This is a genomic window from Arthrobacter sp. A2-55 (assembly GCF_025548615.1).
GTDB classification, from domain to species: Bacteria; Actinomycetota; Actinomycetes; order Actinomycetales; family Micrococcaceae; genus Specibacter; species Specibacter silviterrae.
Genome location: NZ_JAJLOZ010000098.1, coordinates 1 through 13,437 on the forward strand (window position 1 = coordinate 1; position 13,437 = coordinate 13,437).

11 protein-coding genes are annotated in these 13,437 nt (G+C 64.3%); 6 read left to right on the plus strand and 5 right to left on the minus strand.

Annotated elements, in window-relative coordinates; translation table 11 throughout:
• A partial coding sequence (locus tag LPN03_RS19220; RefSeq protein WP_262455536.1) for a nuclease-related domain-containing DEAD/DEAH box helicase occupies nt 1–1,662 on the plus strand: 1,662 nt, incomplete at its 5' end.
• A 53-nt stretch (nt 1,663–1,715) separates the two neighbouring features.
• Entirely contained in the window at nt 1,716–3,275 is a 1,560-nt protein-coding gene (locus LPN03_RS19225) for an SIR2 family NAD-dependent protein deacylase (RefSeq protein WP_262455537.1), read from the plus strand.
• Here LPN03_RS19225 and LPN03_RS19230 read toward each other — a convergent pair.
• The gene (locus LPN03_RS19230; protein ID WP_262455538.1) at nt 3,260–3,988 is read right to left on the minus strand and encodes an NUDIX hydrolase; all 729 of its coding nucleotides are present in this window, start codon (nt 3,986–3,988) and stop codon (nt 3,260–3,262) included. The genes LPN03_RS19225 and LPN03_RS19230 overlap by 16 nt on opposite strands.
• 98 nt (nt 3,989–4,086) lie before the next feature.
• Between LPN03_RS19230 and LPN03_RS19235 the strand changes: the two genes are divergently transcribed.
• Nucleotides 4,087–6,366, plus strand: a complete 2,280-nt coding sequence (locus LPN03_RS19235) for an ADP-ribosylglycohydrolase family protein (protein WP_262455539.1) — start codon at nt 4,087–4,089, stop codon at nt 6,364–6,366.
• 95 nt (nt 6,367–6,461) lie between these two features.
• Here the strand turns inward: LPN03_RS19235 and LPN03_RS19240 are convergent, their stop codons facing one another.
• Together LPN03_RS19240 and LPN03_RS19245 are read right to left on the minus strand one after the other, a co-directional pair.
• Nucleotides 6,462–7,937 carry an alkaline phosphatase family protein gene (locus tag LPN03_RS19240; RefSeq protein WP_262455540.1) on the minus strand — a complete coding sequence of 492 codons (1,476 nt, stop codon included), beginning with the start codon at nt 7,935–7,937 and terminating at the stop codon, nt 6,462–6,464.
• A 203-nt stretch (nt 7,938–8,140) separates the two neighbouring features.
• Nucleotides 8,141–8,605 carry a hypothetical protein gene (locus LPN03_RS19245; RefSeq protein ID WP_262455542.1) on the minus strand — a complete coding sequence of 155 codons (465 nt, stop codon included), beginning with the start codon at nt 8,603–8,605 and terminating at the stop codon, nt 8,141–8,143.
• Between the two features lie 307 nt (nt 8,606–8,912).
• On the opposite strand from LPN03_RS19245, the gene LPN03_RS19250 reads away from it, so the two are divergent.
• The gene (locus LPN03_RS19250) at nt 8,913–9,635 is read left to right on the plus strand and encodes a TY-Chap domain-containing protein (protein WP_262455543.1); all 723 of its coding nucleotides are present in this window, start codon (nt 8,913–8,915) and stop codon (nt 9,633–9,635) included.
• A 102-nt stretch (nt 9,636–9,737) separates the two neighbouring features.
• On the opposite strand, the gene LPN03_RS19255 is transcribed toward LPN03_RS19250, so the two are convergent.
• Nucleotides 9,738–10,343: a bifunctional 4-hydroxy-2-oxoglutarate aldolase/2-dehydro-3-deoxy-phosphogluconate aldolase gene (locus LPN03_RS19255; RefSeq protein ID WP_262455544.1), complete on the minus strand. Its 606-nt coding sequence runs from the start codon at nt 10,341–10,343 to the stop codon at nt 9,738–9,740.
• Between the two features lie 27 nt (nt 10,344–10,370).
• Complete coding sequence (locus tag LPN03_RS19260; protein ID WP_262455545.1) at nt 10,371–11,261, minus strand: sugar kinase; 891 nt, start codon at nt 11,259–11,261, stop codon at nt 10,371–10,373.
• A gap of 165 nt (nt 11,262–11,426) precedes the next feature.
• On the opposite strand from LPN03_RS19260, the gene LPN03_RS19265 reads away from it, so the two are divergent.
• A complete protein-coding gene (locus tag LPN03_RS19265; protein WP_262455546.1) occupies nt 11,427–12,710 on the plus strand; it encodes an alanine racemase in 1,284 nt (427 codons plus the stop codon).
• 36 nt (nt 12,711–12,746) lie between these two features.
• Nucleotides 12,747–13,437, plus strand: a 691-nt coding sequence (locus LPN03_RS19270; protein WP_262455547.1) for an IclR family transcriptional regulator, incomplete at its 3' end; no start/stop codon positions are given.

The window sequence follows — 13,437 nt, forward strand, 5'->3', positions numbered from 1 at the left end:
CGCTGCATTCCGCCAAATCCAGACTTCAACGACGGCCAACTTGCCGAGAAGGCCATGTGGGAGCTGCTGAGGGCGGCTTTGCCCGATGACGTAGTGCTGGCCCATTCGGTGCAAGTCCGCTCCGGCAGGGCCGAACATGAAATCGACATCCTGGTCCTCTGGCCCGGCGTTGGCCTCGCTGCCATCGAGGTCAAGGGTGGGCTTGTCACCAATGAGCACGGACAGTGGTATCAATCCGGCGGCCCTGACGGCAAACACAAGCTCAAGGACCCGATCGCCCAATCACAGGGGTCGATGCACGCGTTAAAGGAGTGGCTCCAGGACCAGCTCGGCTCCCTCCTGACCAGCCGATTCGCCTACATGGCCGCGTTCCCATACTCCAATGTCCCGGCGGAGTGGGTCCGCTCAGGCAATCCCCGCGCCCTCATCCTTGACCAGGACGACTGCAAGAACCCGTCCGAGCTGATCCGCCGCGCAATTGAAACCGAAGGCGGCGGCTCCGGACCTTTGGCGGCGTCGTTCTTGGAAAGAATTGTCCCCAAGCTGGTGGGAAGCTTGGACCAGCCCGACACCAGCGGGGCGGGCCAGGCCGAGGTCGAGGACGCCCAGGACCAGCTGACGGAGCGCCAGTCCGTGCTGCTGTCGGCCACCAGGTCGCTCACCAGGATCAAGTTCTCCGGCGGCGCGGGCAGCGGTAAGACATGGCTTGCGCTCCAGAAGGCCAGGCAGCTATGCAAGGACGGCAAGCGGGTGGGCCTGTTTTGCTACAACAAGGGGCTGGGACTGTACTTCCGCAACCAAGTATCGGGGTGGAGGAGTGCCAAGCCGGCCTTCACCGGCGAGTTCCATGAATACGTGCTCTGGCTCGGGGTGCCCGAAGGTGTGGGACAGGACTACTTCGACAAAGAAATGCCGCGGCTGTTGAAGGAGCTGGCCGAGGGGCTTCCCAGCGGTGAAAAATTCGATGCCGTGATTGTCGACGAGGGGCAGGACTTCGCTCCGCTGTGGTGGAGTGCGCTGCGGGCATGCCTGAAGGATCCCGCGACCGGGGAAATGTACGCCTTCATGGATGACCACCAAGATGTTTACAACCGTTTTGATGGCGAGTCTGCGATCACGGACCTGGTGCCAATCCACATTGACGACAATCTGCGCAATACCCGGAAAATAGCCGACACCTTCAAGGGATTCGCCGGAGACAAGTTCACGCCACGCGGAAGTACCGGGCTGCCCGTTCGGCGAGTTGAATGTTCGACGGAGGACGCCCTGGACGTGGCCGGCGACTGCGTGGACGCGCTCATTGATGACGGCTGGGCGAATAACCAGATCGCTCTGCTGACGACCAAGTCGCGGCACCCGATCCACCAGGAGTTCTACGATGCCGGCTCCATCGATGAATATTGGCGAGAATTTCACGCCAACGAAGCCGAGTTCTATGGCCACGTGCTGGGGTTCAAGGGCTTGGAAAGGTCCGTGGTGATCCTCTGCGTCAACGGCTTCAAGGACATGTCACGCGCCGCCGAGCTGCTCTATGTGGGGCTCTCGCGCGCCAGGTGCCTGCTGGTGGTGGTCGGCGACTCTGAGCTGTTGCGGGAAGCGGGCGGAAACCAGCTGGACTTGGCTTTGCGGCGTACGCAGCAGTGGGCTCCGGCGGTTCGGTAGTGGGATCAATGGCAGGCTCTGTAACGCCAATTGCAAACAGACAGGACTAGACAGTGGCCACTCCCCACGTATTCGTCACCATGGGAAATCTGCTCAACTTCAAGTGCGACGCCTGGCTGCTGCCGACTGATGCGCAGTTGCAGGTTGACACCATTTGGACAGAGGCGCTTCCCGAACTTGTATCACCAATTGCAGCCACGGACCCTGGTCCATTTGCCCGCGAAGACGAGCTGGCGGTGCCGCTCAGCAAGTGGCCTGCTGACGAGCCGCTGCCCGTCCTGACGGCCGTCCCCCTCAAAGGCGTCAAGTCCGCCGAAGATTTGCGGCCCCGTTTTCGTGCATTCTTGAATGCCGCTGCGGCGGCCATGCAACACCGCCCCTCAAGCCGGCCGCTCCCCTTGCTTGGAGTGCCATTCTTCGGCACCGGGCATGGTGCCGGTGGAATATATCGTGGCGACATTTTGCGAGTACTGCTGGATGAGGCCAATGAGGGATCAACCGAACTTGGCGTGGATATCGCCTTTGTTTTTCAGGATCCGGCAGCCTATTCCCTGGCCCAGCAGCAGCGCAGGGGAAATGCCGCTGGGTCGTGGTCTGGCCTGAGCGACCGGTTGCAGAACCATGCTGCCCAACTGGCGAAGGGGGCTTCACGGGGCCGGATCGTACCGTTCATGGGTTCCGGCGTCAGCGTGAGCGCGGGCGCGCCAGATTGGCAGGGGCTGCTGGAAATAATTCGAGATACGGCAAACCTGTCGGCAGAGCTGGGTCCGTCTCTGGAGAAATTGCCCGAGCTTGACCAAGCTGGGATCATGAAGTCCCTCTACGAATCCAAACCCGGCAACAAGGTTCCATTCGGCAAACTGGTTGCCGATGCGGTGGATGTAAAGCGTTACGGATTGGCGCCCGCCCTGCTGTCCGGCCTGGCCTCGGATGCTGCCATCACTCTGAACTACGACCGGTTGTTTGAAATGGCTTCCGAGGACGCAGGCACGCCGCGCACGGTGATCCCCGACGATATCTCCGCCGATAGCGGCCGCTGGCTGCTCAAACTCCATGGATCCGTGGTCAACCCCGAATCAATTGTCCTGACGAGGGACGACTACCTGGGATACAACACCAACCGCGAAGCATTGTCATCCATGGTCAAGGCCCACCTCTTGACCCATCATTTGCTGTTTGTTGGATTCGGGCTCAAAGACCCCCACTTTCACGAGATCATTTTTGCTGTCCGGAGGGCCATACCCGCCGGACAACAGGCCGGATTCGGCACCGTCCTCACGCTGTTGGAGGACGAACTGCAGAATACGATTTGGAAGGACCAGCTGGAAATCGTTCCCATGGCTGAGCCGGATGAGGAATCGACGGAAGAGGATGCTGCAAGGCGACTGGAGATCTTCTTGGACATGCTTTCCGCCCTGGCGTCCGACTCACATTCGTTCTTTTTGGCGCCCCATTACTCGGGTGGAATGACGGACGACGAATTGGAGCTCCGGCACCAGTTGCTGGAGCTGGCCAATTCCCAGCAAGCCAAGAAGGGTTCATCATCATGGCGGGTCCTTGAAAAGTCACTGATAACCATGGGTTGGCACCCGGGAATTCAGTACTCTGACTGAACCTCAAACAGAGCCGCTGGGCGCCCCTTTGTGCCGTCCGACAATTCGCCGGTTGCCCGCAGCTTAGGCTCCATTGTGCGGCGGAACGTGTCCCGCTGCAGCGGCTCCCCGAGAACCGCTTCGTGGACTTCCCTCAGCTCCTTGAGCGTAAATGCGCCGACGATGAGGTGACCCGGATCCGGGGATATCCGGTACTGTCCGCGGACGTGCTCCACGGCGTGGGCGATGATTTGGGCGTGGTCATACGGGAGCTTGTCCTCCTGGGTCTCGACAAGCTCGACCACCGGGGCAAGCTCGAGCACCGGGACGAGCTCGGCCACCGGGACAAGCTTGGTGTCGACCAGCCGGGTCTCGACAAGCTCGACCGCCGGGACAACGTCAACATGGGCAACTGACAGCACCCAGCCGCGTTCATCCCGGCCAGGATCGTCAAAAACGTGGAGTTGCTGCGGCGCCCGGCCAGTAACCCCAGCCTTCTCACGCAAGGAGCGCAGTACGGCATCAGCCAGCCGCTCCCCCGGATGGACAAAAGTACCCGGCAGGGCCCACCCTGCGCTGCTCCCGGCCCCGCTCCCGGGGCGACGGACCAGCAAGACCTTCAGACCGCCGTCGTGCACGGTCAACAAGGCGGTGTCCACCGCGACCGACGGGCGGGGATAGTCCAGCAGGTTTTTGCCTGACGCGTCCACAGGCAGTTCACGCGATGAAGTCATGGATACATTTTGCGCAGACTTGCGCAAATCATGCAACATGACCTACATTTGATTTAACGCAGAAATGCTCAAAGTCTCGATCGTCGAAAGGCAACACCATGCACTTCACACCCGCACAGCTTGACCGGGCTGCCGGCGTCCTGGTCGCGACAGCGGCCGGCGACGCCCTGGGCGCAGGGTACGAGTTCGGCCCCGCACTTTCCCCTTCAACAGCCGTGACCATGAAGGGCGGCGGCCCCTTCGGCTTTGCGCCCGCAGAATGGACGGACGACACCTCTATGGCCATCACCATCGCCACGTCCGTCCTCGACGCGTTCGACGCCGGACACCCTGCCGGAGGGGAACTTGCACTGTCGACCATGGTCACCGGCTGGCAGCGGTGGGCCGCAGAATCCAAGGACGTGGGCGCGCAGACCAGCTCGGTGCTGCGGCGCACCGCCCGCCTGGTGGCGGCTGGCCAAGTCTCCTACGTGGCAGCATTCAAGGCCTCCGAGGCGCATCACGATGCTCACGGACAGTCGGCCGGAAACGGCTCCCTGATGAGAACAGCGCCCCTTGCCCTGGCGTACCTGCGTCCGGGCAACGAACTGGCACTGACCCGGGCCACAGGGCAGGTCAGCCGCCTCACGCACCACGAAGCCGATGCGTCCGATGCCTGCCAGCTGTGGACGGCTGCCATTCGCCATGCCGTCCTGACAGGTGAGTTGGACGTGCGGGTGGGACTGCCGCTAATCGGCAGCGACCGTGCCGGACTTTGGCGCGAACGGATCATTGCCGCCGAGACGTCACAGCCGCGGGACTTCACAAAGAACGGCTGGGTGGTTCAGGCATTCCAGGGTGCGTGGTCGGCCATTTTCCACGCAGTGGCAGCGTCAGGGTCAGTGGGTCCGGAGGCACTCCGCCTAGCCCTGGAGAATGCCGTCCGCGGCGGAAACGATACCGACACGGTGGCAGCAATTTCAGGAGGCCTGATCGGGGGTGCCGCCGGTTACTCCTCCATTCCGGCCGAGTGGCGGCGGCAGCTGCACGGCTGGGGTGCCACGGGCGAACGGGACCTGGTGAAGCTGTCCCTGGAACTGGTGGCAGGCGGACGCCGGCCTGGAACCTGGCCGCGCATTCCGGTGGTGGACTACCGGCAGTGGCGCGGAATTGGCACTGTTGTGCAACATCCCGACGACCCCGGCGTCTGGATTGGCGGCGCCGCCCAGCTCCCATTCCTTGGCTCACATGAGGCAGCCGCCCACGGCCTGCCCGCAGCGCTCGGCGAGGTGTCCGCCGTCGTCAGCCTGTGCCGGGTTGGGGAGGATCAGACACCGCATATCGCCGCCGAAAATCACCTGGTGTTCTGGCTGGTGGACAGCAACGAGGCCGCTGACAATGCCCATTTGGGTTTTGTGCTGGCGGATGCGGCGAAGGCCGTGGCGCAATTCCGGGCTGAGGGACGCACCGTTTATCTACATTGCGTGCAGGCGGAGAGCCGGACACCGACCGTCGCGGCCATGTACGGGGCCCTGCTGGGCGGCACGGCCATGGAGTCGCTGCGGCGCATTGGCCGGGTGCTGCCCAACAGCCACCCGAATTCGGCGTTCATGGAGGTGCTGAGGCGCACGGTTGGGCCCCGCCCTGAAGATCGCGCCACGGCCATGGACAGAACGGCATGCCCGCATTGCGGAGGCAGCCGCCGGGACATCCTAGTTGCGCGAAACTACTTGTGTGACTCATGCCGGGGCAGGGCGACGGATGTGATGGGCCAGCACGTTACGCTTTTCAACGAGTTTCATACGGAAGGTGCAACCATCTCTCCGATCGGAGTTGCAGCCAATCACGAAGACGGTTCCCGCTGCGCGGAGGTAACTGAGCGGGCCAGGGCGTACGTTGACGGCACCGCATTCCGTGTGGTCGAGGGACGGTTCGGCGGGGCATTCCTGCTGCCCTTGGCATCTCCGGAGCCGAATGCTGACGAGGTGGCTCCCGGAACCGAGGACCTGGACAATTATTGGGACCGGGCGGCAGGCTCACTTGCGGACGAGATCCAGTGGCTCAAGGACGGGGATTTCCTCACAGTCGACTACGGCACGGAGAACCCGGAGCTGGTGGTGTACGGACAGCTTTCCATTGAGGACGACGGTTTCCACTGCGAGGTGGTCTCCAACGCCTTCATGCCCGCCGACGACTGGCCGCTCGATTCGGCCTACCTGGTGGCTGCCGGCTGGACGCCGCCCGGCGACGAGAACCCGAACTGGCACCGGGTCCAGTCGGGTGCGGCCGCAACGGCCGCGCTTATCTTGGCCGGCTTGCGATACGGGCGCGGTTGCCGTGATCCGCGGAGGCTGGGCTGGGAGCCGGCAACGTTTCCGGACGGGGTCGATGAGGACTGAACAACACGGAACACCTAGTGTTGGGTGCCGGCCCTGCGGAAGCCCGGCGGGCCGACGGCGGCAGGTGGGTGACCGCCGTCGTGCCTGTCCGGCTGTTACAGGTTCAGGGCCGCTTTCACCTTTGCCTCAAGTTCCTCCACCGTCGCGCTGCGCGCAACCAATGAATGCATCAGGCCAACCGGCAGGCGCTGGGACTCGTCCTCGAGCCAACAGTCCTTGCCCTGGTCCGCGTAGCCGTCCGGCACCGTAAAGGTGGGGACGTCCGTGCGCGGCTGCTCGGAAAGGACGCCGTCAAAAGTGGGGGCCACGGCCACCCTGTCGCCCAGGCCGGCCGCTGCAGGGTCAACACCACACCACTTCAACACCGTGGCCGCCATGGAGGTGTGGTCGTACTTCAGCGTGGGACTCGGTGAACGGAACACGGTGCCGGCCGGGATCCACGGTGAAATCAGCAAGGTGGGAACCCGCACCCCGTAGCGGTCAAAGGCAAAGCCGTCAGGACCGCGCTGGCTGTCGGGAGGGACCGCGCCCCATCCCGGGTCCACGTGGTCATAGGTGCCGCCGTGCTCGTCAAAGGTGATGACAAGCAACGTGCGCTGCCAGGCGTCGGCATCGGCGATCAAGGCCTCATAGACGTTGTTGACGAACACCTCGCCGGGCCCCACCCAGGTGGGCGGGTGGTAGTCGTTGCCCTGCGCCCCGTAGGTTTTGCCGAACAGCTTGCCGCACAGGAACCCTGAGCCGTCAAGCTTGCCCAGGCCGTAGCCCCACTTCGGCTCAAGATAGGTGAATCGCGGGAGGGATCCGCTGCGCGCCTTGCTGTAGAACGTGTCGATGGACGCGATTTCCCCGTCCTTGAGGGCGTCTGTGCAGCCAGGGAAGGTGTACTGGGTGTAGCACTGCCCGTCCTGCCAGGTGTCGTGGTAGTAGATGCCCCAGGATGTGCCGGCGGGCAGGGCGTTCCAGATGGTGCGGGTGTTGAACTGCTCGACGGCGTCCCACGTGTTGTTGACCCGGCCCAGGGATGTCCCACACAGGGAATAGGCCCGGTTCGGGTTCGTTTGGGTTGGCACGGAGGAGTGCCACGCGTCGCTCACCCCATAGGCCTTGGCCAGGCCGTTGAGGATTGGCAGCTGTTCCGGAGTGTATGCCTCCATGATCTGGCCCAGCTGCTCCCACTTTTCGTAGAACGCGCCGTAGTCGTAGGCCACCCCGGCCATGGGCGCCGGGGTGCCGCTTGGCGGATTGGTCTTTACGGAGTGGCCGGGTGAGCCGAACAGCTGCTGGTTGACGTGGGCGTACTCTTCACCGGGGTCATAGCCGGGGACACGCATCGGTTGCGGCGGGACGCCGGCGTAGCCCGTTTCCCCCTTGGTCCCATAGCTGGCAGGGATGGTGCGGTCATCGTACTTGTTGGAGTATTCGCCTGTCTGCAGGCCCTGGTAGGTGGGCGTAGTGTCCGCACCATAGAAATGCTGGGGCTGTTCGTCCCTGTAGAGCCAGCCCAAGACACTGTCGAGCGACCGGTTTTCCAGCATCAAGACCACCACGTGGTCGATTTTCTCTTTCACTGCGTTCCCCTCCGAAGCAAACCACTGTGCTGCGGCCGCGTCGCGGGAACCAGCAGGGCCGGGGTCTGGTTAATGAGGCCCCGGCCCGGCATGCTGCACGGTCACAGCAGGTCAATTCCACTGAATGTGACATTCAATGAGGTATTACTGTCCGGTATTAATACCAGGCATTAGGCAAAAACTGTTGTCCTTGGAAATTGTTTTTAGCGAAATGCAACCGTCAACGGCGTGTATCCACTTCCGGAATTTGCATAGACGTAGCCGTTCTCCGATGACCAGAAGGACAGCTGTGCATTGGTGTAAAGCGAGGTCAGGACATTTCCGCTCAGGGTCCATCCCCGGGCGTTCATCCAGTTGTAGAAACCGACGTAGTGGCTGTTGTCGCTGACCGAAAGGTAGCGTGAAGTGGAGTTGGCGTTCCGGTAGTACAGAACGTTCTTCCACACGTAGGGCTCGATGGACACGGCCGCCTCCTGGGCTGCAACCACGCACCACTCGCCGCTGTTTTCGCCCAGCCAGCCGATGGACGCCCCGTTCGCAAACAGCTCCATTTTTTGGGACGTTCCGGCAGACGCCAAGGCTTCCGGAGCGGCTGACGATTCTTCCGAAGCGGCTTCAAACTGATCGGCGAAGGATCCGGATACAACTTCAGGTTCTGAAATAGACATACTTGTCTCCAATTCTTATAAAGAAACGGTGAGAGACTTCCCCATGATTAATACACTGCCGGTTCAAAACCGCAGACTCAATGCTGAGTTTTTGAAGGGCATACTTTGATATTGCCACTACATTCACGGAGCGTCAAGGGAGCGGCCGGCGGCCTTAAAATTGAGATAAAACTACTGATCGGTAGAAATACAAAGTGCGACTATTTGACAAACATTTGGCGACGTCCCTTGGCGCGTCCGGTTGTGGATGGGCAGCCTCCGGGCATCGTTTGGCCCGAATGTCCGACCCCTCCCCTATGATCGGGGCATGAACACTGGAAAAGCGGTGTGCGCCCATTGCGGCAGGGTCAGCACGGACATCCTGGTGCCGCTGAACTACCTGTGCATCTGGTGCGCGGCCCGGGTCACCGATGTGCTGGACAGGTACGTGAGACTGTCCGACGCCTCAGGGACAGCCAGCGAGTACAGCCCGGCCGCGGTACTGGGTGCCACGCACGACGACGGCACCGCGTGCCAGGAGGTAATGGACCGACGCAGGGTCTACGTGGACGGCATCGCCTACGAAGCACTGGGCGGAACCGACGGGACCAACCTGGCGCGGATGCTGGAAGTGGTGGAGCCGCCGGCCTGGCAAACGGCACCGGGCCACGGCGAGGAGGAACTGCTCTGGCAGGGCACAGCCACGTTCCTGGCCCGGCAGCTGCGGATGCTCACCAGCTCCGACTACTTTCTGGTGGACTACGACGGCGGCGAACCCGAGCCCGCGGCCTACGCCTGCATCGCCCTTGTCGGCACGCAATTCAGCTGCCACCTCCGGCCCGAAGTCACGGCTCCTGGCTTTGGCCGACCCCAGGATTCGGAGTTCCTGCTGGCCCGCGGCTGGCAGCCCCCAACCGGGGCGATGCCCAATTGGCACCAGGGATTCGCCACAGGGCTGGAAGCCGTGCAGCACGTCCTCGAGGGACTGCGCCGGGCACTTGGCTGCACCGAGCACAAGCGGCTGTCGTGGCGGTTTGAGGAATACGAGTAAAGGATGCCGAAACGGTCATCCGACCCCGATCTAACGGCCGCAAATGTCCGTTTCGGCATCCGGGGCCGGGGGCGCGCACCCGCCGGCCCGCCGCCGTCGTGCTTAACGCTGCATGATCTTCGCCAGGGCAGGCAGCTGGGCCGGGTCCTCCAGGGCGGAGCCCACGGCAACCACGCTGGCGCCGCCGGCCAGGAACGTGGCGGCGTTTGCCGAATCCATGCCGCCCGTGGCCACAAAGCGGGCCTGCGGGAACGGGCCGGACATGGCCTTGAACCAGCCGGCGCCCAGCAGGGACGCGGGGAACGCCTTCATCCAGGTCAGCCCGGCGGACAGGGCCAGCTGCACCTCCGACGCCGTGGCCACGCCCGGCAGCGTGGGCATGCCAGCCTCGGTGGACGCCGCCACCACGGCCAGGTCCAGGCCCGGGCTGACGGTGAACGCGGCGCCGGCCTCGGCCGACTGCTCCACATGCTTGAGCGAAACCACGGTCCCGGCGCCCACCAGCAGCCCGCGGGACTTGCCGGCGGCGGCAACCGCGCGCAGGGCGCGGAGGTCCTCCTCGGTCTGGACGGGGATCTCCACCAGGCCGATCCCCAGGCTCCAGGCCTGTTCGGCGAGCGCCAGGCTCTTTTCCTCGCCCATTCCGCGCAGGATGGCCATGAGCGGCTGGCCGGTGAAAAGTTCGGTGAATTCGTGGTTCGTGGGCATGCGGGGTCCTTTCGGTGGAACTGCGGATCAGGGGTGGGGGACGTCGCTGGTGGACAGGAGCACCAGGGAGGCTTGGCGGTGGCCGGCCCGGAGCTTTTCCTCGGAATCCAGCCCGTTCAGGTGCGCGGAGAGGTAGCCGGCGGCAAAGGCGTCACCCGCGCCCACGGCCTCAACCACCTCGGTGGGAATGGCCGGGACAAAGCAGCTGGTGCCGCCGTGAAATTCGGTGGCGCCGACGTCGCCGTCCTTGACCACCAGCACCGCGGGCTCCGGCAGCAGGGCGCGCACTTCCTCCGGAGTGGCGGTCCCCCACAACACCTGCGCCTCATCCAGGCCCACAAAAACAATGTCCGCCAGGGCGGCAAGCTCCCTGAGCTCGGCGCCGGCATCCCGCCCGCCCCACAGCGCCGCGCGGTGGTTGACGTCAAAGCTGAGCGACGCCGGCGAATCCGCCACGCGCTCCATCACGCTGCGGACCAGGGCGTTGCAGCTGGCTGACAGTGCGGGTGTGATCCCCGAGACATGCACGACGGCGGCCTGCTCAAGGGGGATTTCCGCCACGGTTTCCGGTCCCATGTGGGAGGCTGCGGACCCTGCCCTGTAGTACAGCACGCCGCGTCCGGGATCCTTGAAGTACACGCCCGTCGGCGCCGAGGGATGGGTCAGCGCCCAGCGCGTGTCCACGCCGCTGCCGCCGACCTGGGCGGCCAGGCGCCGGCCCAGGGCGTCGTCGCCCAGCTGGCTGGCCCACGCCGCCGAATGCCCCAGGCGGGCAAGGTGCATGGCCACATTGGACTCGGCTCCGCCGGCGGCCAGGTGGAAATCGGCGGCCGACTCCAGCGGCTCGGCCGAGGCGGGCGTGACCAGGACCATGGTTTCGCCAATGGCGATGAGTTCGGGGATTGCGTTGTTTCGCATGGAACTACTATCAGGCAGTTGTGCGTAAATTGCAACACTGTTGCATATATTGCACACTAACCAAACAGGCCCCTGCTTGCCGCCGCCCCCCGGCGGCGGGTAGATTTTCTCTTGACGCAACACATTGTGCGAAAAATGCACACGATTTAACGGTCAGGAATCCCTATGCACATCCCAACACTGGCAGCCATTGCCGACATCAAGCTGTCCGCCACAGACAAGGGGCTCCCCGCCCGGGCCGGCGGGATGACCATCCGTGACTTCCTGGCCAGCCAGCCCACGCTGGACGAGTTCTGGACTCCCCTGCTGGTCCTGGACCGCGAAAACCTCAGCCGCAATATTGGCGCCTTGGCCAGCTGGTGTGCCAACGTCGGCTTTGAGCTGATGCCCCACGGGAAGACCAGCATGTCCCCGCAGCTGTGGGCGGAGCAGCTGGCCGCCGGTGCCACCGGCATCACCCTGGCCACCATGGGGCAGGTCCGGGTTGCCCGGGAATTCGGCTTTGACTCGATCCTGCTGGCCAATGAGCTCACCGACCCCCTGGCCGTGCAGTACATTGCCGGGGAGCTGAACAACTCCGGGCTCGAGTTCCTGTGCTGGGTGGACTCCGTGGAAGGCGTTGCCGCCCTGGAGCAGGCGCTGGAAGGCATTGAGCTGCGCCGGCCCATCAACGTGTGCGTGGAGCTGGGCGCGGCCCACGGCCGGACCGGGGCCCGCTCGGTGGCGGAGGGCGTGGCCATCGGGCGCCGCCTGGCCGCGGCACCCAAGGTGAGGCTGGCCGGCGTCGGCGGTTATGAAGGGGCGCTGGCGCATGACCGGTCCCCTGCGGAGCTGGCCGCCGTCCGCGCCTTCCTGCGCGCGCAGCTGGAACTGCACGCCGCGCTCAAGGAATTTTACGATTCGGAGCCGGCCATCGTGACGGTGGGCGGCAGCGCCTACTTTGACCTGGTGGCGGAGGAGTTTGCGGAGGCGATGGCTGCGGACCGGCGCACGCGCTGGGTGCTGCGGTCCGGCTCCTATGTCACGCACGACGACGGCTACTACCGGGAGGTGTCGCCGCTCGCGGACACGGGTGCCGGCGCGGACCCCGGGACCCTGCGTGCCGCGATGCATGGGATGGCGCGCGTGCTCTCCAACCCGGAGCCGGGGCTTGCCCTGCTCGACGGCGGCAAGCGCGACTTCGCGCACGACTGGGGCCTGCCGATTCCCATGGGCCGGGCCGCCGGGCTGGGCCAGGCCATGGAGCCGCTGGCCGGGGCAAAGGTCACGGCCGTGAACGACCAGCACGCGTTTGTGGAATTTGACCCCGCCACGGCGCTTCCCGTGGGCAGCGTGGTCCAGCTGGGCCTCTCCCACCCCTGCACCGCCTTCGACAAGTGGCGGTTCATTCCGGTGGTGGAACAGCCAGGCTCAAACCGCGTTGTCGACCTTTTGCCCACGTATTTCTAGCTGTATTCCTAGCCGAACTTCGAGCCGAAAGCCCCCATGTCCCAGAGTGTCCGGCGTGCAGCCCGCATCATCGACTCGATAGCCGAGGAGCCCAAGACCGTCATGGAACTGGCGGAGGCGTTCTCGCTGCACCGGTCCACCATGTTCCGGGAGCTGCAGGCCCTGGAGGAGGTGGGCTACGTGCGCCGGCGCAGGAACGGCACGTACTCGCTGGGGCTGCACCTGATCTCCCTTTCCCGCAACGCCTTCGACAACCTGGACCTGCGCGAGGCCGCCCACGACCACATCCGCAAGCTCCACCGGACCGTGGGAAACACCATCCACCTGGCGGCGCTGATGGAGCACAGCATTGTGTACGTGGACAAGGTGGAGGACGCCAGCGGGGTGCGCATGTATTCGCGGATCGGCGCCGCCGTCCTGCCGCATTGCAGTGGGGTGGGCAAGGCCATCCTGGCGAATGTTGATGTGGCGGAGCGGGACGCCATTCTGGGCGAGACGGCTTGGGAAAAGTTCACCGACAAGACCATCCTCACCCGGGGCGCCCTGGACGTGGAGCTGGCCGCGATCGGGCGGCAGGGCTGGGCGGCCGACGACGGCGAATTTGAGGACTTCGTCAACTGCGTGGCCGTGCCCATCCACAGCTCCGCTGGCGTGGTGGGCGCCATGTCGCTGACGGCCATCCGCATGGTGGCGGACCTGGAGCAGCTCAAGACGAGGATTCCGCTAA

Coding starts and splice junctions, on each gene's coding strand:
- LPN03_RS19230 (WP_262455538.1), bottom strand. CDS start 3,988: ATGACTTCATCGCGTGAACTGCCTGTGGACGCGTCAGGCAAAAACCTG.
- LPN03_RS19235 (WP_262455539.1), top strand. CDS start 4,087: ATGCACTTCACACCCGCACAGCTTGACCGGGCTGCCGGCGTCCTGGTC.
- LPN03_RS19245 (WP_262455542.1), bottom strand. CDS start 8,605: ATGTCTATTTCAGAACCTGAAGTTGTATCCGGATCCTTCGCCGATCAG.
- LPN03_RS19250 (WP_262455543.1), top strand. CDS start 8,913: ATGAACACTGGAAAAGCGGTGTGCGCCCATTGCGGCAGGGTCAGCACG.
- LPN03_RS19255 (WP_262455544.1), bottom strand. CDS start 10,343: ATGCCCACGAACCACGAATTCACCGAACTTTTCACCGGCCAGCCGCTC.
- LPN03_RS19260 (WP_262455545.1), bottom strand. CDS start 11,261: ATGCGAAACAACGCAATCCCCGAACTCATCGCCATTGGCGAAACCATG.
- LPN03_RS19265 (WP_262455546.1), top strand. CDS start 11,427: ATGCACATCCCAACACTGGCAGCCATTGCCGACATCAAGCTGTCCGCC.